Source organism: Pantoea sp. XY16, from assembly GCF_025153065.1.
In the GTDB taxonomy this organism is placed as follows: Bacteria; Pseudomonadota; Gammaproteobacteria; order Enterobacterales; family Enterobacteriaceae; genus Pantoea; species Pantoea alfalfae.
This window is the reverse complement of record NZ_JANZNP010000001.1, coordinates 196837-214844: the sequence shown is the minus strand read 5'-3', so window position 1 is coordinate 214844 and position 18008 is coordinate 196837. Positions and strand designations below refer to the sequence as shown.

The window sequence follows — 18008 nt, the reverse complement described above, 5'->3', positions numbered from 1 at the left end:
CCGTGGCATCTGCCACGGCTTATTTATTTTCTTTGCGTTACGCTATTTTTGCTTATCACCCTGCCCGAACCCGCTCATTTTATCGCTCTGCCCTTCTGCATTTGATGAAGAAACAACGCTTTCTGCATTTCCCCTGAATATACTCAAATTGTTCTGTTTTCTCAGAGGCTGATATTTTCTGGTTGCAGTAAGGAATAACAGCCAAATACGCCGTCGATCAGCAGATAGCTTTCTGATCCGGGCAATTCAAAATGCCACCATTCGGTCGCAATGCCGGTGAAGCCACCACCCAGCATGATGGCATTAAGCATCAGACGGTTACGCTGTGCCTGAACGGGCACCGCAGGGTGATAAGGATGGGAGTGCTCACTCATCTCATCGAAGCCGGTACCCATATCAACGATTTCGCCACGCTCGTCGATAAGCGTCACGTCTACTGCGGTGCCGCGGCTGTGGTTTGATCCGCGCGTCAGCGGTGCGACATAGTCCTGATTCGGGCAGGCCTGCCACAGGATTGCCTGCGCGGCAGGTGGCCGGTACGCATCGAGGATCAGCAGTGAATAGCCCGCCACGTTTGCAATCCCGATGCTTTTCGCCAGCGCTCTTGCCGCATCAACGTGCAGCAGACAGCGCGCATCGCGGTAGATTGGCTGTCCGGTAAGGTTGTCGGCGGTAGCGTATTTCAGATCGATGGCTAACTGAGGAAAGGCCTCAGCAATATCAACAAGATTTTTACTTTCCATGATGAAGTGCTCCCTGTTTATGTGCTCTGTGGCGGGCTGGCCGGAGAAGATAGTTATGAGGCGGTTATCATGGCACTGCGGCGGGAGGAAAAAAAGTGTCTTTAATTTTTGAGTCCAGGCAGGGTGTGGCAGTTTGTTTACTCCGGATGCTGGCTGGCAGCGTTTATGGTTTCAGGAATTGTTATGAGCGAGATAATCAGTCCGATGACGTCAGGATCTACGGCGCTTTATAATTAAACGTGGTCAGGTGAAAATCGTTATTTTATTTATGCCATATACAAATCGGCACTCTGTTTTGCATTAGCTTTCGTGTTGCAGTTAATTACTTTATTTTACGATCTGCGCCGCAAATAATAGCGTTTTAATTGTGAGAAAACTCGCTGATTTACATCGATTTTCAGCTGGACTTTATTCGTATTAGTTGATTATATGTACAGGTATTTAGCGCGATCCAGAGGTGTTGGAGCACCTCTGCATCGCTAATCACAACCCTATTTTCAAGGAATAGAGATCATGACTGAGTCAGAGTGTAATGCAGTTGGTTTAAATCCAGAAGCCCCTTCCGTTACCCGGCGTAAATTAACGGTGAGTTACGCCAGCCGGTATCCAGACTATATCCGTATTCCGTCGATCATTATGAAAGGCCAGTGGCTGGCAGCCGCCGGATTTACCACCAGCACTGAAGTTGAGGTGAACGTCACAGAGGGCCGTATTGTGCTGACCGTGAAGCCACCCGAGCCTGTCGATGAGCAACTGGTTAATGCTTTAGCGCAGCTGAATAAGCTGCCTGCAAAGAAACAGAAGCAGGTGCTGGCATTGTCGGGTGTGACTGCGGGTTAGCGGTGTTGAGGTGAAAGGATGCCGCTTCTGTTTGGGGAGCGGCAGATTAGTATTGCTGGCAATGATTATCCGTGTTTCTATATTTAAAGGATCTTTTGCCCCGCCAACGTAGCGCTCCCCTGTTTTAATCGCCTTTTATAATGAGAGGACAGATAATCTATAGATTGGAATGATTTCAGGAGAATTATTAGATGGTTACTATCGCAAAATACAGATTATCGATGTACCCACTAATTTCCTGTAAGGATCGTACAACTATAAATGCGTGCCTCAAACAGGAATAAGGCAATTAGCAGTGTATAAAAATTAGCGCTTACATGCTCTGGTGAATTTATATGATTTCCATGCAAGATTCATCGGTATCACTAAATATACTACAACTGCTCCTACCATCAGGACGATTGCATATGATATCAGGCTTTGCTGATGTCCTTTTGCTACTCCATAAATGAAAACAGAAGTTAAAGTCGCCATGCAAATAATTCCAGCCCAAAAACGCTTACTGATTTCCTGGACGAGAGACTGCGGGGTGTATAATTTGTTCTCATCTCTGGTAAGCATATCTTTTAGTTTTCGCAGATCTTTAGCTGAGAAATCACTTTGAAAAAGCTTTTGCTCAAATTCGTTCATCAGATTCCTCCTGAAGTATGTTTCTATGCGTACGAAGATACCATCCTGACCAACCTTTTTATATGATCTGCTCCGCCATCAGTGTTTATCTAACCTTGGATTAACCTTTTTTCAACTAGCTGAAAACCTACAGCGCGAGCAATTAATCGGCGAATGCAAACATCAGAACTGTCGATAACAGGTTTTGACTTTACGAGCCTCCAGACAAAGCCATAAATTGGTACCATATCCAAACTACCGCATAGTCAAAGTACTGCTATTGAATACGTGCGTACGAAAGAAAGCAAACCATTAAGGTATTATGACGGCAGTATAAAAACAAAGAGTATGTGGATGCTAAACAAAAGGTAGAATTGGGTACCCTAAAGGATTTACTCCTGTTAGAAAGCCTATTGTTATATAAGAAATTTTTTATTTGAATTTGTTGCATGCTTCTGAGGCACCCCTTACTAAAACTGTCACCACTCCTTAAAATCTTCAATTTGTAATCTCTAAAAACTCCAGCTATTTTAGGATCTGATTAACCATGTCTGGTGAGAAAGACGCTTATATAAAGGTATTGTTATGGACAACTATTGGGACACCAGAAGACTCTCAAACTACTTTCTGACGATTGCAAATATTGAAGCTAATCAGTTAGTTAATGTAGCAATCTCATTTTCACAATTTCATCTTAAAGATGCTCTTTTAAGAGTAAAATTTCAGGATGAAGTGCGTGATTTCGCTCGACTACAGCTCCATACGATTCGCAATTCGACTTCGGATGATCAGTGTCAGGAGTGTATCCAGAATCTGAAGCAGGAAAGCCAGTATCTTAAGATTCAGGACAGAATGCTCAGAACTGGTGAAGCTGTCGTATCGTCTTCGGTGCAGTTTTACCATGACCATGAAAAGGTCATTGGGTATGTAATCAATGGCATCGGCGTGGTGTTGAGTGGCTTACAAATCGTGGCTGGGGTCGGTCTGATTGTGGGTTCTGTCACCACGGGTAATATTTTAGGTGTTGTAGCGGGTTCCACCCTGGTGATGAATGGAGTGGGATCAGGGATTGAGAGCATAGGTAGACTTAGCGGTGTGGCTCATCCATCTAACCCAATAAGAGATAAATATGAGGATGTGGCAGATTTCTTTGGCTTTGATAAGCGACTGGGATTGCTAGCCTATCAGGTAGTTGATTTGACCACTTCATACTATGGCATTTTCAAGCTGACGTTGAAGCCAGAGGCCTGGAGGCTATACAAATATCTGCCAACTGACTATTACCGCAAAGTACAGGTTATGAGTAAACCAGCACTTGCTTTTAAAGGCGCTGGAGCAGCCTATAAGGGGACTGGAATAAGTATCAACCTTTATCAAATGCAAAATAGCCCCTCTCAAAACTAACTTCTGGTTTTTCTGACAAACTTGTAGGATTTCCATGCCAGTCTCATAGGCGTAACAAAATAGACCACAAGGAATGCAAACGTCAGAACAACGATATATGGAATGGCATTTGAAGCATCTGCATTGAAAATGCCATCCAGTCCAATAAGCATCAAAATAATAAGAGCAATAACTCCGCCCCAGAAGCGTTTACTTAGATCAATCACGAGGCTTTGAAGTGTATCTTTTTTTGACTCGTCTTTTTTTATAATACTTTTGAGTTTACCGATCTCTTTAGCAGAGAAGCCATTATTAAAGAGTTTTTGCTCAAATTCGTTCATCTGATTCATCCTGAATGCCGTTGCGATACGAGCAAAATATAGCACAGTGTACCTGAGCCAGGCTAACCCCCCTCTTTACATGGGCGGCACCGGTACCGCCCGATGATATTGTCTGCGCTGCTGTCATTGGTGTGGTGTAACCCGTTAATCCCGCGATGGCTGCCCCTCCTTAAGTGCTCTATCAATGCGCCGGTTACAGCTGACGAATAAGCGGCCAGCAATGCAGCTGCTGAAGCAGCGCCTGTAGCCGGTTTATGTGGCCAACGCAGCTCTGGCTGTACCCAGATGAGATGCGATCCCAAAGGTAAGGGAAAGTGGTGATGCACCTAATGAACACGATGTATGTATAAATCCACACTAACTGGCGGGATTAAGCCCAGGTTATGATCTGATTTCAATGGCTACACAGGGTCACAATAGCCGTTTAATTAAACAGAAAAACTAGCGCGAGATGAAGCAGCGTGGATATAACGATTAACCCTCATCAATCTCTTCAGATAAGGTTAAAAATGAAAACAATTACAATCGCAGCGACCATTTTATTACTCACAGCCTGTGTACCCCATAATGACAGACAACACGTTGTGGGCATGGCTAACCCAGCCTCTGTGTATTGTGAAAAGATGGGCGGCAAGCTGGACATAGTGAAGGGCCCGGATGGTGAATCAGGTTACTGTACTCTGCCAGGCGGAGAGCGCATCGAGGAGTGGGCGCTGTACAGAAGGGATAACCAATAGACTCGTTAGTCGGAAGGCATATCAGGGCAGCTATCAAGGAGCCGTAAGAATGGGACGTGGCTTTATGAAAGAAGGATTACCAGCATACGGCCGCATTGATGTTCCTGATTTCACAAAGTGTGTAGTGCGATGAAAATACTGATATTTATTATAATCTTCTCCGCAACCTGGTTTCTCATACCTGAAAGCATCATCAGATCCCTGGTAGAAGGCCACATTAGCGGTGATGGTGAAGGCGCTATGGATAGTTTCGAATTCACAGTGATTGCACTTAAGGCGGTGCTTTCTGCTCTGCTGGCCTTTATCGGTGTCTGGCTATATCGCAAAGCTAACCAACGATAACGAAGCGACATTCTGAAATAATCTCTATTTGTATGCCGATTTATGAAATGATGATTTGATCGTTTTGATCGAATATTTTGCTCATAAAAAACCTCGCCGAAGCGAGGTGTAGTTAAAAAATTTTATAAGCGTTTATATAGCAATATTGAGAAAAAGGTTTATAACGAGCTTTTCTTAGCTTCTTCAATTTCTGCGTTGCAAGCATCTATGTTGTTGAAGTCATACTGAAGATAAACATATCCCTTACTGGAGTCATTGGCTCTTACCTCCATTGAGACAGATGTGAGCCTGTTTTTAAGAGGTGTTGCAGACGATTCTTCCCATTGAGCTGAGAGGAAACGTTCCTTTTTGTTCAGCGCCATCATCCAGTCTTGAGGTTCTTTCCAGATTGAGCCTGAAAGTAAAAAATCGGTGCTTTTAGGTTTGCCATAGATTGAAGAGAGAGAATCGAAGAGTTCTTTGTATTTTGATTGGAGCGCAAGTCCATAACTGTCTGTATCAATGTTTTTACCTAACGCTCTGATTTGGCATAGGCCAGACTTTGGAGATATAAGTAGACCATAACCCTCAAATTCAGTGTTCTTTTTCGGTGGAAATTTTACAGTGTAGAGATTTGTCACGCCCTCATAAGGCTTAAGCTCTTCACCGGTCATATCTTCGATATTCTTTTTGGTTAAACCTGACTCCAGGCCAAATGGCCCATCTCCCGGCGGAAGTAATGGCTGATTATTGTTAGCCTGAACTGCTTTCTCGATTGGCTTTGCTTCCGCAACGTTGCCCTGCTTCAAATCAGATGGCATAGCGTTAGCAAGTCCATACCTGGCTGACAAATAGCGCTGTTGAAGCATCGCCATGGTTTGCTCCTGAGTTGCGATTGCTGCCAGTTTCATCGCAAGAACCAAGCCACCGCTATATTGGTTCGCTTCTGCTTTAGCCTGAGAAATCTGAGCATTTAACGCATCTATTTCGCTCTTAACTGAATCAGCCGCCGCCTCATCCGGTTTTATTACGTGTACATCCATTGTTATTTTTGCGCCTGACTCAATAGCATCAATTCGCTGCTTAATTAGCGCCTGGTTTGTTTTGAGAATCTCAACTCTGGCGCTGATTAAAGTCTTGATCAGCCCACCAGAGTAGTTCTGATTGGTGGCATTCGCGGACGAAATCTCACTTTCTGTTTGTGATAATTCTACCTTGAGTTGCTCTACTTTTTGTTTCTCTTCAGGAGAAAGCTCCTTTGGACCACATCCTGTCAAAATGAAAACAGATATAAAACATGCCAGAATAGACTTTTTCATTTCCTTGCCCCTTAGAAAAAAGCCACCCGAAGGTCGCTAGCTATCAGTTATGGTTTTCACATCCCATCTGTGATTTGTCGATAATTTGCGTACCCTCAACACGGAGCAAGCTGGCTAATTCAGTCTGGAGTTCCGTTTTCTGCGCTGCAGGAAATGGGAGGCTGGGAAAGTATCGAAATGGTCCAGCGGTATGCGCACCCTGCACCTAACCATTTAACGGAGCATGCACGGCAAATTGATGCGATTTTTGGCAGTCGTGTCCCAAATCTGTCCCATGTGGAAAATCTGGTAGTCGGAGGGAGGTGATAACTCGTTGATTTTATTTGGTACGCCCTACAGGATTCGAACCTGTGACCTACGGCTTAGAAGGCCGGTGCTCTATCCAACTGAGCTAAGGGCGCATGGAGATGGCACGGATTATACGTCGGGAAGCGGGTACGTCAACGTTTTTGCCGTTTCTCCGCAGCGAAGTGCTGCGGTAATGACCAATTGACGTCAGTGGCGCCTGCGCCATTCGCTGAGCGACACAAGTTTACTGGTGCCGGTAAATTCTCCTTCCAGCTCAATCCCTTGTGAGGTGAAACGCGCATTGTATTGCTCACGAAGTGCGTGCAGCACCTGGCTGTCCGGCTCCAGCTGGCGCAGAAAGCCCAGCGCGAGCAGCAACTGCTGGCGGCTGATAAGCGGTGGAAAACCGGCACGACTGAGAATCGCATGCCAGCGCTGGCTGTTCTCTTCGCTGCCATCAACAATCAACACCTGCCAGATCAGCAGTACCGCTGCGCCATTATGCAGGTGCGTTTCATTATCCTTGCTGAGATAGTCGGTAAACTCTTTCGCCGCCTCTTTCCCCATCATAGAGATCATTGATTCCACCTGGACCGGTGGCAGCTGCAGCCGTTTGCTGAGCCGCTGAGCGGCATGGCGTGAGCCAGCGGTGAGCAGCTGAAATCCAGCGACAAACACCACCGCCAGCGTAGCAAGCATTATCCAAATCATTACATCGTCCCCGGATTGTCCTGCAGATATCATACGCATGGAGGCAGGTACTCGTCGCGACGAAAAAGCCGGAAAGCGCATACGCGGCTGAAACTGTGACTGACAGCAGCCCACGCTTCTGACAAAATAGCCCCCTTCCCCGATTCAATACAACACAGTGGATTTCCTCTCTGATGGCAGCAAAAATTATTGACGGTAAAACGATTGCGCAGCAGGTGCGCGTTGAGGTTGCGGAAAAAGTAAAGCAGCGTCTGGCCGCCGGAAAACGTGCGCCAGGTCTGGCCGTGGTTCTGGTGGGTGAAAACCCGGCATCGCAGATCTATGTGGCCAGCAAACGCCGCGCCTGTGAAGAGGTCGGTTTCCACTCCCGCTCTTACGATCTGCCTGCCACCACCCGCGAAGCTGAGCTTCTGGAGCTGATCGATAAGCTCAATCAGGACGCTGAAATCGATGGCATCCTGGTGCAGCTGCCGCTGCCAGCGGGCATCGATAATGTGAAAGTGCTGGAGCGCATCACGCCAGATAAGGATGTTGATGGCTTCCACCCTTATAACGTTGGCCGCCTGTGCCAGCGTGCGCCAACCCTGCGTCCCTGCACCCCGCGCGGTATCGTGACGCTGCTGGAGCGCTACAACATCGACACCTATGGCCTGAATGCTGTGGTGGTCGGTGCGTCTAACATTGTTGGTCGTCCGATGAGCATGGAGCTGCTGCTTGCGGGCTGCACCACCACCGTGACCCATCGCTTTACCAAAGATCTGCGCCATCACGTTGAGCATGCCGATCTGCTTGTCGTTGCGGTGGGCAAGCCAGGCTTTATTCCGGGCGACTGGATTAAACCGGGTGCCATCGTCATCGACGTGGGCATTAACCGTCTGGACAGCGGCAAAGTGGTGGGCGACGTTGATTTTGACAGCGCATCAGAGCGCGCATCCTACATTACCCCGGTACCGGGCGGTGTCGGACCGATGACAGTCGCAACACTGATTCAAAACACGCTGCAGGCGTGCGAAGAGTTTCACGATAAAGAGGACGTTTAAATGGCAAGTTTTTCACTGGGTAAATTCCCGCACGTCGATCTGTGTGACCTGCTGAAGCTGGAAGGCTGGGTTCAGAGTGGCGCACAGGCGAAAGTCGTGATTGCCGAGGGTGAAGTGAAGGTCAATGGCGCGGTAGAGACCCGTAAGCGCTGCAAGATCGTTGCCGGTCAGACTGTGGAATTTGCTGGTTTTCGCATCACTGTCGTCGAGTAATTTTCAGGCGTCCCTGCGGGGACGCTGTCACAGCAGTGCTTCCCCCGCCACACGCGTCTCTCCTTCCCGCTGTTCCAGTGCAATATGATTCACCGCCGTATGCCGCGCAATCAGCGTTGCAAGCCGGGGTGAATGGCTGGTGATCCAGAGCTGACTGTACTGACTGGCTTCGGCGATTAAGCGCGCCAGCGCAGGCAACAGATCTTCATGCAGACTGTTTTCCGGCTCATTCAGCGCCATAAAGGCGGGCGGGCGCGGGCTGAGCAGCGCCACAACCAGACACAGAAAACGCAGCGTGCCATCTGAAAACTCTGCACTCTCCAGCGAACGCAGAATGCCATGGCGGGACATCAGCATCTGAAAGCGGCCGTTCTGCACTTCGACGTCAAACTGGCTGTCAGGAAACGCCTGCGCCATCACCTCAAACAACAGCTCTGAATGACCGCGCTCCACGATGGTTGCCCAGGCCGCGGCCAGATTACTGCCATCATGGCTCAGCACGGGCGCACGCACGCCAATCTGCGGCGCACGAATCGGTGAGCCAGGCCAGACGGCGAACTCATGGTAGAAGCGCCACTGCAGCAGCCGTTCGCGCAGCTGGGAAAGCTCCGGGTAGCGATGGGGTTCGCTAAGCTGACCAAACAGCGACTCTTCCGGATGCAGCACCGCCGGCCAGGCGACGCGATCGCCCTCAACGTTATGCAGAAAGGCGGTCTGATTTTCACGCTGCATGAGGCAGGCAGAATGACGACGACGCTGGCCGCTGAGCCAGAGCCGCTCCTGCTTCACCAGCGGATCAAGATTGAACAGGCTGGTCGACAGCGGCTCGGGAAAGCCAATCTCCAGCTGGTAATCCATATCATCCATCACCACGGCCAGCTCCAGCCGCTTCGGATCGTGTCGGCAATCGTCCCGGCGCAATCCGCCTGCCCACATCGCTTTCTGAATGCCGCCTTCGTCAGCCAGTGCCAGCGCGAGACGACCGCTGGCCGCCTCGTGCAGCAGTCGCACCGCTTTGTAGAGGTTGGATTTACCGCAGCCGTTGGGACCGCTCACCACATTCAGCTGTTGCAGTGACAGCGTCAGGTTACGTATTGAGCGGAAACCGCGGATCTGAATCTGTTCAATCGCCATAATAAAAAAGGGCGATTGCTCGCCCTCTCCGGTTTATTTTCGACGCCAGCTGGAGCCCTGTGGCCCATCCTCGACGATGACCCCCAGCGCGTTAAGCTTGTCGCGCGCGATATCCGCTTCTGCCCAGGCTTTCGCAGCACGCGCATCGGCACGGGCCTTCACCCAATGCTCAATCTCGGCAACCTCTTCATCATTAACCTGCGCGCCGCTTTGCAGGAACAGCTCAGGATCCTGCTGCAGAATACCCAGCACGTTAGCCATCTCGCGCAGCTTCGACGCCAGACCATGCGCTGACGCGCCGTCTTCGCTTTTCAGACGGTTCACTTCACGCGCCATATCGAACAGCACCGAGTAGGCTTCCGGGGTATTGAAATCATCATCCATAGCGCTGCGGAAACGCGCTTCAAACGCTTCGCCGCCGTGCGCTTTAACGCTGCTGTCGGTGTGACGCAGCGCGGTATAAAGGCGTTCCAGCGCCGCGCGCGCCTGATTCAGGTTATCTTCGCCGTAGTTAAGCTGGCTGCGATAGTGACCGGACATCAGGAAGTAACGCACCGTCTCCGCATCATAATGTTGCAGCACGTCTCGTACGGTGAAGAAGTTGCCGAGCGATTTCGACATCTTCTCGCGGTCAACCATCACCATGCCGGAGTGCATCCAGTAGTTAACGTAAGGACCGTCATGAGCGCAGCTCGACTGGGCGATTTCGTTTTCATGGTGCGGGAACATCAGGTCTGAACCGCCGCCGTGGATATCGAAATGCGTGCCCAGCTGTTTGCAGTTCATCGCCGAGCACTCAATGTGCCAGCCAGGACGGCCGTTGCCCCACGGTGATGACCAGGCGGGCTCATCCGCTTTAGACATCTTCCACAGCACGAAGTCCATCGGATTGCGTTTCACATCAGCGACTTCAACGCGTGCGCCCGCCTGCAGCTGCTCCAGATCCTGACGCGACAGCGCGCCATAATCGGTGTCGCTCAGTACATCAAACATCACGTCGCCGTTATCTGCCACATAGGCATGACCGCGAGCGATCAATGTTTCCACCAGCTCGATGATTTCAGCGATGTGACGGGTGGCGCGCGGTTCCTCATCAGGTGGCAGAATGCCCAGCGCGGCGAAGTCGTTGTGCATCTCGCCGATCATACGGTTGGTCAGCGTTTCGATGCTCTCGCCATTCTCATTGGCGCGTTTGATGATTTTGTCATCAATATCGGTGATGTTACGTACATAGTTAAGCTGATAACCGAGGTAACGCAGGTAGCGCGCCACCACGTCAAACGCCACGAACGTCCGCCCATGACCAATGTGACAGAGGTCATACACCGTGATGCCGCAAACATACATCCCGATTTTACCGGCATGAATGGGTTTGAATTCCTCTTTCTGTCGACTCAGGGTGTTATAAATCTTAAGCATTGAACGGTTCCGTTTTCGCGTGTGGTTGGCTTTTTTAAGTATCCAGACATTGTGCCGTATTTTTATCGCTCGCGCGACGCAAAGCAAGCCAACTGCGCCGTGCTGCTGACGCGTCATTGGAAATTATGATATAAGAACGGTCGACTAAAAGGGGTACGCCAGTTAACAGCGCGATCCCGGCAACTGATCACAACCTTTACAGGACAACAAAAATGGTAACTTTCCAGACGAACCATGGCGATATCGTAATCAAAACTTTCGATGATAAAGCGCCGGCAACCGTACAGAACTTCCTGGATTACTGCCGTGAAGGTTTTTACGACAACACCATTTTCCACCGTGTCATCAACGGCTTTATGATTCAGGGCGGCGGCTTCGAGCCGGGCATGAAGCAGAAAGCGACCAAAGATGAAATCCAGAACGAAGCGAACAACGGTCTGAAAAACACTAAAGGTACGCTGGCAATGGCACGTACCTCTGCGCCGCACTCTGCGACCGCACAGTTCTTCATCAACGTGGCTGACAATGACTTCCTGAACTTCCGTGACGAAAGCGTTCAGGGCTGGGGCTACTGCGTATTCGCTGAAGTGGTTGAAGGTATGGACGTGGTCGAGAAGATCAAAGCCGTTTCTACCGGCCGCAGCGGCATGCATCAGGATGTGCCAAAAGATGACGTCGTTATCCAGAAAGTGACCGTCAGCGAGTAATGTCCCGCACGCTGTTTATCGCAGATCTCCATCTGTGTCAGGAAGAACCGGCGATTACCGCCGGTTTTCTGCATTTTTTACAGCGCGAAGCGCCCCACTGCGACGCGCTCTATATTCTCGGCGATCTGTTTGAAGCCTGGATTGGCGACGACGACCCCAATCCGCTGCATCAGCAGATTGCCCGCGCCCTGCGCGCCCTGCCGGTTCCCGTCTACTTTATTCATGGCAATCGCGACTTCCTGATTGGCCGACGCTTCGCGCAGGCCTGCGGCATGACGCTGCTGCCGGAAGAGCAGGTGCTGACGCTCTACGGCCATCGGTTGCTGATCATGCACGGCGATACGCTCTGCACTGACGACGCGGGTTACCTGCGTTTTCGGGCCAACGTGCATAATCCCTGGATTCAGCGGCTCTTCCTGGCGCTGCCGTTGTGGATACGTAAACGCATCGCCGCCCGGATGCGCGCCGACAGTAAACAGGCCAACCAGCATAAATCCCAGACCATTATGGATGTGAATCAGGATGCTGTGGCCGCCGCAATGCTGCGCCAGCAGGTGCCTTTGCTGATCCATGGCCATACGCATCGCCCGGCGATTCATACGCTGAACTTAAAAGGTGAAACCGCACAACGCGCAGTGCTGGGTGCCTGGCACAGCCGGGGTTCCATGATCCAGCTCGACGCAAGCGGCATTCAGCTTATCCATTTCGACTTTTAATCTGCGGTTAACTCCCCAACCTTAGCCTGACGCAACCGTTTTCCTTGCGTGCTTCTCATGCTATTCTCGGTGCCCTTCAAAACCTGTCCGCCCGGCCAGGTCTGTTTGTTTATTCACAGGAGTTGACCGCATGTCATCCAACGCCCCGGCCCGCATCGCCATTGTTATGGGTTCCAGAAGTGACTGGGCCACCATGCAGTTCGCCGCTGAAATCCTTTCCAGCCTGGACGTCCCTTTTGATGTTGAAGTGGTCTCTGCGCACCGCACCCCGGATAAACTGTTCAGCTTTGCCGAAACGGCAGCCGGCAACGGTTATCAGGTGATTATTGCTGGCGCAGGTGGCGCGGCGCATCTGCCGGGAATGCTGGCAGCAAAAACCCTGGTGCCGGTGCTGGGTGTGCCGGTGCAGAGTGCGGCCCTGAGCGGCGTCGATAGCCTCTATTCGATTGTGCAGATGCCGCGCGGTATTCCGGTCGGTACGCTGGCAATTGGTAAAGCGGGTGCAGCTAATGCCGCCCTGCTGGCCGCGCAGATTCTGGCACTGCATGACAGCGCGCTGGCGTCACGCCTGAATACCTGGCGTCAGACTCAGACCGATGAGGTGCTGAACCATCCCGATCCGCGGGTGGATGCATGAAGCCGGTTTGCGTACTGGGCAACGGCCAGTTAGGTCGTATGCTGCGTCAGGCGGGTGAACCGCTGGGCATTGCGGTCTATCCGGTAGGCCTGGATGCCGATCCTGCCGCCCTGCCGATCGCCGATAGCGTGATTACCGCCGAAATCGAACGCTGGCCGGAGACCGCGCTGACGCGTGAACTGGCGAGCCATCCGGCTTTTGTTAACCGTGATATTTTCCCACGTCTGGCCGATCGCCTGACGCAGAAACAGCTACTGGATCAACTGGGGCTCGCTACCGCGCCGTGGCAGTTGCTGGCGGACAAAAGCGAATGGCCAGCGGTGTTTGATTCACTGGGCGAGCTGGCAATTGTGAAAAGCCGCACGGGTGGTTATGACGGACGGGGTCAGTGGCGTCTGCGTGCTGATGAAACTGACCAGCTGCCGGATGCGTGTTATGGCGAGTGTATCGTTGAGCAGGGCATCAACTTTTCCGGTGAAGTGTCACTGGTCGGCGCGCGCGGTCACGATGGCAAGGTCGTGTTCTATCCACTGACGCATAACCTGCATCAGGACGGCATTCTGCGCACCAGCGTGGCGTTTCCGCAGGCGGATCCGGCACAGCAGCAGCAGGCCGAAACGATGCTGAGCGCGATCATGCAGGCGCTGAATTACGTTGGCGTGATGGCGATGGAGTGTTTTGTGACGCCAGCCGGGTTGCTGATCAATGAGCTGGCACCGCGTGTGCATAACAGTGGTCACTGGACGCAGAACGGCGCGTCTATCAGCCAATTTGAGCTGCATCTGCGCGCCATTCTTGGCCTGGCATTACCGCAGCCGGTGGTGTTTGCGCCGTCGGTCATGGTGAATCTGATCGGCACTGCCGTGAATCTCAGCTGGCTGCAACAGCCGCTGGTGCATCTGCACTGGTATGACAAAGAGGTGCGTCCGGGTCGTAAGGTGGGCCACCTCAATCTGAACGACAGCGATGCAGAGCGGCTCAGCGCCGCGCTAAATGCGCTGGTGCCTCAGCTACCGGAAGAGTACGCCAGCGGTATCGCCTGGGCCGTTGAAAAGCTGTAGTTTCCCGTAATCCGCCTGCAGGTTACGGGTGCAGTCTGAATAAAGGTCAAAGGCGGCCTGGTGCCGCCTTATTCCAGCCCTGCTTTACGCCGCATCAAACTTCCTGAACAGCGCCTTTCCTTTCAGTAACCGTATCCCCAGCCAGCCGCCGCACAGCGACAGCAGCAGCGCGCCACACAACGGCAATGCCAGCCACAGTGTCCAGTCAGGCTGCCATGGGAAGTCGAAAATCTTCGTCTGTAATCCCCACAGCGCCGCTTCTGCCCCCATCGCGGCCGCCACGCCGGAAACCACGCCGAGCAGCGCAAACTCACACCACAGCGTCGTGCGTAGCAGGCGTTTACCGGCACCCAGCGTGCGATAGACCACCAGCTCCTGCCGACGCTGGTGCATCCCGACCTGAATCTGCGCCAGCAGCAGCAACACACCGCAGGCCGTGACCAGCACCACCATGATCTCCAGCGCCCGGCTGACCTGCGTCAGCACCTGACCGATCTGCCGCATAATGCTGCCGATATCCAGCAGACTCAGCGCCGGGAAAGCACGGTTCAGCTGCGCCAGCAGTACAGGATTCGCCTCCATGCGGAAGCTGGTGAGCCAGGTCTGGGGCTGACTGTCGAGCGCACCTGGCGGAAAGATAAAGAAGAAATTCGGCTTCAGGCTTTCCCAGTCCACTTTACGCAGACTGGTAATATGGGCGCTGAAGGTCTGCGTATCGCCGTCGAACGTCAGCGTATCACCGAGCTTCAGCCCCAGACGATCCGCCAGTTCTACCTCCATCGACACTTCACCGGCCTTCGGCGGCCAGTTGCCAGCGACCAGCGGATTGTGATCCGGGCGCTCGGCCAGCTCTGTCAGGTTGAGTTCGCGATTCAGGGCATTATCCCGTTTCGGATCGGCCGGTTTGCCGTTGAGTTCGCTAAGCCGCACCCGCGCAATCGGATAGAAGGTTTCGGGTTTGATCTGGTGCGCTTGCAGGAAATCGCGCACCTGCGGCACCTGATCCGCCGTCATATTGAGCAGGAAGAAATTCGGGCTGTCTGCCGGTAACTGCTGCTGCCAGCGATCCAGTAGATCGCCGCGCATCACCAGCAACAGCGCCAGCAGCATAAACGACAGCGAAAAGGCCGCGAGCTGGCTCAGCGTCATGCCGGGCTGGCGCAGCAGCCGGTTGATCGCCAGTCGCAGCGCCAGATTGCGCACCACCAGCCGACGCAGCAGCAACAGGGTTCCCCAGCCGAGTAACGCCAGTAATCCCGCCAGCACCACCACACCTGCCAGCAGCGCCCAGAGCATTTTACTGCCCCCGACCAGCAACGCTAACAGCGTGACGACCACCGCGATCATCACCGGGATATAGATTTTCAGCGGCCAGAGATTTGCCACTGCATCGCGCCGCAGCACGCGCAGCGGCTGCGTTGCCAGCAGCAGACGATAGGGACGCAAACCCACCAGCAGCGAAATGACAAACAGCGATCCCACCGCCCAGATCCACGGCCAGACGCTGGCCGCCGGTAAGCTGGCGGGCAACACGGGTTTCAGCATGGCCATCAGGATCGCTTCCACGCCCTGCCCCACAACGCCTCCGGCAATCGCCGCCAGCAGCAGCACCGCCAGCCACTGGCCGATGATCAACCGCTGCAACGCACCCTGCGTCGCGCCCAGGGTTTTCAGCACCGCCACCAGATCGTAACGGCTGCGGCAATAGTGACTCATGGCAACCGCCACGGCCGCAATCGCCAGCATCAGCGTCAGTAAGGCCGAGAGCAGCAGGAACTGCTGCGCGCGCTGCATCGAACGGCCCAGCGCATCTTCCGAGTTCTCCACGCTGATCCAGCGCTGGTCCGCCTTCAGCTGCGGTTCAATCCAGCGGTCATAGCGGGCCAGCTGTTCGGAATTACCGGAGAATTTATAGCGCCACGTAATACGGCTGCCTGGCTGAATCGCACCGGTTTTGCCAGCATCCGCCAGATTGATCAGCAGACGCGGTGCCATCTCAAACGGGTTAAAGCCACCATCCGGCTCCTGGATTATCTCCCCGCTGATGCGCAGCTGGGTATCGCCGACTTCCAGCGTATCGCCCACTTTCAGATTCAGCAGCGCCATCAGGCGCGGTGCCGCCAGCGCAGTACCCGCCTGCGGCCTCAGTCCCGGCGGCTGCGTCTGCAGCGTGCCAAACATCGGGTAGCGGTCATCCACTGCTTTTACCGAGGCGAGCTGCGGTGATTGGTCGGCAAAGGTCATGGTCATGAAGGTGAGCTGACGACTGACCGTCAGGCCGGTTTCCCGCGCCTTTTCCAGCCAGGCTTCGGGCGCAGCATCGGTGCTACGCAGCGTGCGGTCACCAGCCATAAAATCACGGCTCTGCTGATTCAGCCCTTTTTCCATGCGATCGCTGATCGACCCCAGCGCCAGCACGCAGGCCACCGCCAGCGTCAGGGCCAGCCAGACAATCAGCAGCGAGGGCGAACGCCACTCGCGCCAGAACCAGCGCCAGATCATTGCTCCTCCCACAATTTTCCGTCGCGCAGCCGCAGGCGACGATCGCAGCGCGCCGCCAGTTGCTCGTCATGCGTCACCAGAATCAGCGTGGTGGCGAAGTCGCGATTAAGGGAAAAGAGCAAATCGGCGATGCGATCACCGGTTTTGCGGTCAAGGTTGCCGGTCGGCTCATCGGCAAACAGCAGACCCGGACGACCACTGAAGGCGCGAGCCAGCGCGACACGCTGCTGTTCGCCGCCTGACAGCTGAGCGGGCAGATGATGCAGACGTTCACCCAGCCCGAGCAGCGTCAAAAGTTCCCGTGCCTGTTCGCGACTCTGGCGGTCGCTGTCACCGCGCAGGAGTGATGGCAGCTGGACGTTCTCCTGTGCATTCAGTGTCGGCACCAGCATAAATGACTGAAACACAAAGCCGACCTGACGGGCACGCAGAGCCGCACGCTGTTCTTCGTTCATCTGGTGCAGCGGCTGCCCCAGCAGATGAACTTCGCCGCTGCTGCCATCGTCCAGCCCGGCCAGAATTCCCAGCAGGGTTGACTTGCCGGAGCCGGACTCGCCAATCAGCGCAATGGTCTCGGCTGGTTTGACAACCAACTCAACTCCGGTAAGGATGGTTAACTGATGCTCTCCCTGACCGACGGACTTAGTAAGATGATGAACTTCAACAATGTTTTCCGCTGGCATTATCCCTTCCTGTTATTGATTCTTCTGATGGTGTCGCGTCTTGCTGCTGCAGATACCCTGATGGTGCTGGGCGACAGCCTGAGCGCAGGCTATCGCATGTCTGCCACCGCTGCCTGGCCCAGCCTGCTTGATAAGCAGTGGCAGCAGAAACCAAAAGTAGTCAACGCCAGCATCAGCGGCGACACTGCCGCACAGGGACTGGCGCGCCTGCCTGCACTATTAAAACAGCATCAGCCGCAATGGGTGTTAATCGAACTGGGCGGTAACGATGGTCTGCGCGGTTTTCCGCCTGACGCTATCGCGCAGAATCTGAGTAAAGTCATCGACGATGTCAAAGCTGCCGATGCAAAGCCGCTGCTGATGCAGATCCGTCTGCCCGCCAACTATGGCCGCCGCTACACCGAGGCGTTCAGCGGCATCTACCCTGGACTCGCGCAGCAGCATGATATTCCTCTGGTGCCCTTTTTCATGGAGCAGGTCTATCTGAAACCCGAGTGGATGCAGCAGGATGGCATACATCCCAATCCTGATGCACAGCCATTTATCGCCGGATTAATGGCAAAAGAACTGGCTCCCTTAGTTAAGCAGCCGTAGCGCGCCTGGA

At 53.2% G+C, this 18008-nt stretch carries 20 protein-coding genes, 1 tRNA gene and 1 pseudogene; 12 read left to right on the top strand and 10 right to left on the bottom strand.

Annotated elements, in window-relative coordinates; genetic code table 11:
• Window positions 1–161: 161 nt before the first annotated feature.
• Complete coding sequence (gene ddpX, locus N1689_RS01090; protein ID WP_253421250.1) at window positions 162–743, bottom strand: D-alanyl-D-alanine dipeptidase; 582 nt, start codon at window positions 741–743, stop codon at window positions 162–164.
• 513 nt (window positions 744–1256) lie between these two features.
• On the opposite strand from ddpX, the gene N1689_RS01085 reads away from it, so the two are divergent.
• On the top strand, window positions 1257–1583 hold the full coding sequence (locus N1689_RS01085) for a SymE family type I addiction module toxin (protein WP_260057653.1): 327 nt from the start codon (window positions 1257–1259) through the stop codon (window positions 1581–1583).
• Between the two features lie 306 nt (window positions 1584–1889).
• On the opposite strand, the gene N1689_RS01080 is transcribed toward N1689_RS01085, so the two are convergent.
• The gene (locus N1689_RS01080; RefSeq protein WP_260057652.1) at window positions 1890–2213 is read right to left on the bottom strand and encodes a hypothetical protein; all 324 of its coding nucleotides are present in this window, start codon (window positions 2211–2213) and stop codon (window positions 1890–1892) included.
• A gap of 564 nt (window positions 2214–2777) precedes the next feature.
• Between N1689_RS01080 and N1689_RS01075 the strand changes: the two genes are divergently transcribed.
• Window positions 2778–3596 (top strand): DUF4225 domain-containing protein, encoded by an 819-nt coding sequence (locus tag N1689_RS01075; RefSeq protein WP_260057651.1) that lies wholly within the window; start codon window positions 2778–2780, stop codon window positions 3594–3596.
• Here N1689_RS01075 and N1689_RS01070 read toward each other — a convergent pair.
• A complete protein-coding gene (locus N1689_RS01070) occupies window positions 3593–3916 on the bottom strand; it encodes a hypothetical protein (RefSeq protein WP_222924396.1) in 324 nt (107 codons plus the stop codon). The genes N1689_RS01075 and N1689_RS01070 overlap by 4 nt on opposite strands.
• Before the next feature lie 509 nt (window positions 3917–4425).
• Here N1689_RS01070 and N1689_RS01065 point away from each other — a divergent pair.
• Both N1689_RS01065 and N1689_RS01060 read left to right on the top strand, forming a co-directional pair.
• Window positions 4426–4653, top strand: a complete 228-nt coding sequence (locus N1689_RS01065) for a DUF333 domain-containing protein (RefSeq protein ID WP_222925493.1) — start codon at window positions 4426–4428, stop codon at window positions 4651–4653.
• Window positions 4654–4782: 129 nt separating this feature from the next.
• Window positions 4783–4995 carry a hypothetical protein gene (locus N1689_RS01060; RefSeq protein ID WP_033779622.1) on the top strand — a complete coding sequence of 71 codons (213 nt, stop codon included), beginning with the start codon at window positions 4783–4785 and terminating at the stop codon, window positions 4993–4995.
• A 158-nt stretch (window positions 4996–5153) separates the two neighbouring features.
• Here the strand turns inward: N1689_RS01060 and N1689_RS01055 are convergent, their stop codons facing one another.
• On the bottom strand, window positions 5154–6293 hold the full coding sequence (locus tag N1689_RS01055) for a hypothetical protein (protein WP_222924397.1): 1140 nt from the start codon (window positions 6291–6293) through the stop codon (window positions 5154–5156).
• Between the two features lie 105 nt (window positions 6294–6398).
• Between N1689_RS01055 and N1689_RS01050 the strand changes: the two are divergent.
• Window positions 6399–6599 (top strand): annotated as a pseudogene (locus tag N1689_RS01050) (tyrosine-type recombinase/integrase); the annotation flags it as partial.
• 18 nt (window positions 6600–6617) lie between these two features.
• Here N1689_RS01050 and N1689_RS01045 read toward each other — a convergent pair.
• A tRNA-Arg gene (locus tag N1689_RS01045) sits at window positions 6618–6694 on the bottom strand.
• A gap of 94 nt (window positions 6695–6788) precedes the next feature.
• Window positions 6789–7292 carry a DUF1198 family protein gene (locus N1689_RS01040; RefSeq protein ID WP_222924399.1) on the bottom strand — a complete coding sequence of 168 codons (504 nt, stop codon included), beginning with the start codon at window positions 7290–7292 and terminating at the stop codon, window positions 6789–6791.
• A gap of 173 nt (window positions 7293–7465) precedes the next feature.
• Between N1689_RS01040 and folD the strand changes: the two genes are divergently transcribed.
• The gene (gene folD, locus N1689_RS01035) at window positions 7466–8332 is read left to right on the top strand and encodes a bifunctional methylenetetrahydrofolate dehydrogenase/methenyltetrahydrofolate cyclohydrolase FolD (RefSeq protein ID WP_161732013.1); all 867 of its coding nucleotides are present in this window, start codon (window positions 7466–7468) and stop codon (window positions 8330–8332) included.
• Entirely contained in the window at window positions 8333–8545 is a 213-nt protein-coding gene (ybcJ, locus tag N1689_RS01030) for a ribosome-associated protein YbcJ (RefSeq protein ID WP_013357050.1), read from the top strand. It abuts the gene before it with no gap.
• 27 nt (window positions 8546–8572) lie between these two features.
• Here ybcJ and N1689_RS01025 read toward each other — a convergent pair whose 3' ends face one another.
• Window positions 8573–9679, bottom strand: a complete 1107-nt coding sequence (locus N1689_RS01025; protein WP_260057650.1) for an AAA family ATPase — start codon at window positions 9677–9679, stop codon at window positions 8573–8575.
• A gap of 33 nt (window positions 9680–9712) precedes the next feature.
• A complete protein-coding gene (gene cysS, locus N1689_RS01020; RefSeq protein WP_033782242.1) occupies window positions 9713–11098 on the bottom strand; it encodes a cysteine--tRNA ligase in 1386 nt (461 codons plus the stop codon).
• A 212-nt stretch (window positions 11099–11310) separates the two neighbouring features.
• Here cysS and ppiB point away from each other — a divergent pair, with 212 nt between their 5' ends.
• The 4 genes from ppiB to purK all read left to right on the top strand — a co-directional run bounded on the left by ppiB (window position 11311) and on the right by purK (window position 14219).
• Window positions 11311–11805, top strand: a complete 495-nt coding sequence (ppiB, locus tag N1689_RS01015) for a peptidylprolyl isomerase B (protein ID WP_013357047.1) — start codon at window positions 11311–11313, stop codon at window positions 11803–11805.
• Window positions 11805–12521: a UDP-2,3-diacylglucosamine diphosphatase gene (gene lpxH / locus N1689_RS01010; RefSeq protein ID WP_253421243.1), complete on the top strand. Its 717-nt coding sequence runs from the start codon at window positions 11805–11807 to the stop codon at window positions 12519–12521. The genes ppiB and lpxH overlap by 1 nt, the downstream gene beginning before the upstream one ends.
• Window positions 12522–12651: 130 nt before the next feature.
• Window positions 12652–13158 carry a 5-(carboxyamino)imidazole ribonucleotide mutase gene (gene purE, locus N1689_RS01005; RefSeq protein WP_161732007.1) on the top strand — a complete coding sequence of 169 codons (507 nt, stop codon included), beginning with the start codon at window positions 12652–12654 and terminating at the stop codon, window positions 13156–13158.
• Window positions 13155–14219 carry a 5-(carboxyamino)imidazole ribonucleotide synthase gene (gene purK / locus N1689_RS01000; RefSeq protein ID WP_161732005.1) on the top strand — a complete coding sequence of 355 codons (1065 nt, stop codon included), beginning with the start codon at window positions 13155–13157 and terminating at the stop codon, window positions 14217–14219. Before purE ends, purK begins: the two co-directional genes overlap by 4 nt.
• Before the next feature lie 84 nt (window positions 14220–14303).
• On the opposite strand, the gene ybbP is transcribed toward purK, so the two are convergent.
• Both ybbP and ybbA read right to left on the bottom strand, forming a co-directional pair.
• The gene (ybbP, locus tag N1689_RS00995; RefSeq protein WP_260057649.1) at window positions 14304–16721 is read right to left on the bottom strand and encodes a putative ABC transporter permease subunit YbbP; all 2418 of its coding nucleotides are present in this window, start codon (window positions 16719–16721) and stop codon (window positions 14304–14306) included.
• Window positions 16718–17404 carry a putative ABC transporter ATP-binding protein YbbA gene (gene ybbA / locus N1689_RS00990; protein ID WP_010259059.1) on the bottom strand — a complete coding sequence of 229 codons (687 nt, stop codon included), beginning with the start codon at window positions 17402–17404 and terminating at the stop codon, window positions 16718–16720. Before ybbA ends, ybbP begins: the two co-directional genes overlap by 4 nt.
• Between ybbA and tesA the strand changes: the two genes are divergently transcribed.
• Window positions 17372–17998, top strand: a complete 627-nt coding sequence (gene tesA, locus N1689_RS00985; RefSeq protein WP_202604849.1) for a multifunctional acyl-CoA thioesterase I/protease I/lysophospholipase L1 — start codon at window positions 17372–17374, stop codon at window positions 17996–17998. The genes ybbA and tesA overlap by 33 nt on opposite strands.
• The last annotated feature ends 10 nt before the right edge of the window (window positions 17999–18008 follow it).

Excerpts from the sequence above, each read along its gene's own strand:
- ddpX (WP_253421250.1), bottom strand. The coding sequence starts at position 743 with ATGGAAAGTAAAAATCTTGTTGATATTGCTGAGGCCTTTCCTCAGTTA.
- N1689_RS01085 (WP_260057653.1), top strand. The coding sequence starts at position 1,257 with ATGACTGAGTCAGAGTGTAATGCAGTTGGTTTAAATCCAGAAGCCCCT.
- N1689_RS01080 (WP_260057652.1), bottom strand. The coding sequence starts at position 2,213 with ATGAACGAATTTGAGCAAAAGCTTTTTCAAAGTGATTTCTCAGCTAAA.
- N1689_RS01075 (WP_260057651.1), top strand. The coding sequence starts at position 2,778 with ATGGACAACTATTGGGACACCAGAAGACTCTCAAACTACTTTCTGACG.
- N1689_RS01070 (WP_222924396.1), bottom strand. The coding sequence starts at position 3,916 with ATGAACGAATTTGAGCAAAAACTCTTTAATAATGGCTTCTCTGCTAAA.
- N1689_RS01065 (WP_222925493.1), top strand. The coding sequence starts at position 4,426 with ATGAAAACAATTACAATCGCAGCGACCATTTTATTACTCACAGCCTGT.
- N1689_RS01060 (WP_033779622.1), top strand. The coding sequence starts at position 4,783 with ATGAAAATACTGATATTTATTATAATCTTCTCCGCAACCTGGTTTCTC.
- N1689_RS01055 (WP_222924397.1), bottom strand. The coding sequence starts at position 6,293 with ATGAAAAAGTCTATTCTGGCATGTTTTATATCTGTTTTCATTTTGACA.
- N1689_RS01040 (WP_222924399.1), bottom strand. The coding sequence starts at position 7,292 with ATGATTTGGATAATGCTTGCTACGCTGGCGGTGGTGTTTGTCGCTGGA.
- folD (WP_161732013.1), top strand. The coding sequence starts at position 7,466 with ATGGCAGCAAAAATTATTGACGGTAAAACGATTGCGCAGCAGGTGCGC.
- ybcJ (WP_013357050.1), top strand. The coding sequence starts at position 8,333 with ATGGCAAGTTTTTCACTGGGTAAATTCCCGCACGTCGATCTGTGTGAC.
- N1689_RS01025 (WP_260057650.1), bottom strand. The coding sequence starts at position 9,679 with ATGGCGATTGAACAGATTCAGATCCGCGGTTTCCGCTCAATACGTAAC.
- cysS (WP_033782242.1), bottom strand. The coding sequence starts at position 11,098 with ATGCTTAAGATTTATAACACCCTGAGTCGACAGAAAGAGGAATTCAAA.
- ppiB (WP_013357047.1), top strand. The coding sequence starts at position 11,311 with ATGGTAACTTTCCAGACGAACCATGGCGATATCGTAATCAAAACTTTC.
- lpxH (WP_253421243.1), top strand. The coding sequence starts at position 11,805 with ATGTCCCGCACGCTGTTTATCGCAGATCTCCATCTGTGTCAGGAAGAA.
- purE (WP_161732007.1), top strand. The coding sequence starts at position 12,652 with ATGTCATCCAACGCCCCGGCCCGCATCGCCATTGTTATGGGTTCCAGA.
- purK (WP_161732005.1), top strand. The coding sequence starts at position 13,155 with ATGAAGCCGGTTTGCGTACTGGGCAACGGCCAGTTAGGTCGTATGCTG.
- ybbP (WP_260057649.1), bottom strand. The coding sequence starts at position 16,721 with ATGATCTGGCGCTGGTTCTGGCGCGAGTGGCGTTCGCCCTCGCTGCTG.
- tesA (WP_202604849.1), top strand. The coding sequence starts at position 17,372 with ATGATGAACTTCAACAATGTTTTCCGCTGGCATTATCCCTTCCTGTTA.
- ybbA (WP_010259059.1), bottom strand. The coding sequence starts at position 17,404 with ATGCCAGCGGAAAACATTGTTGAAGTTCATCATCTTACTAAGTCCGTC.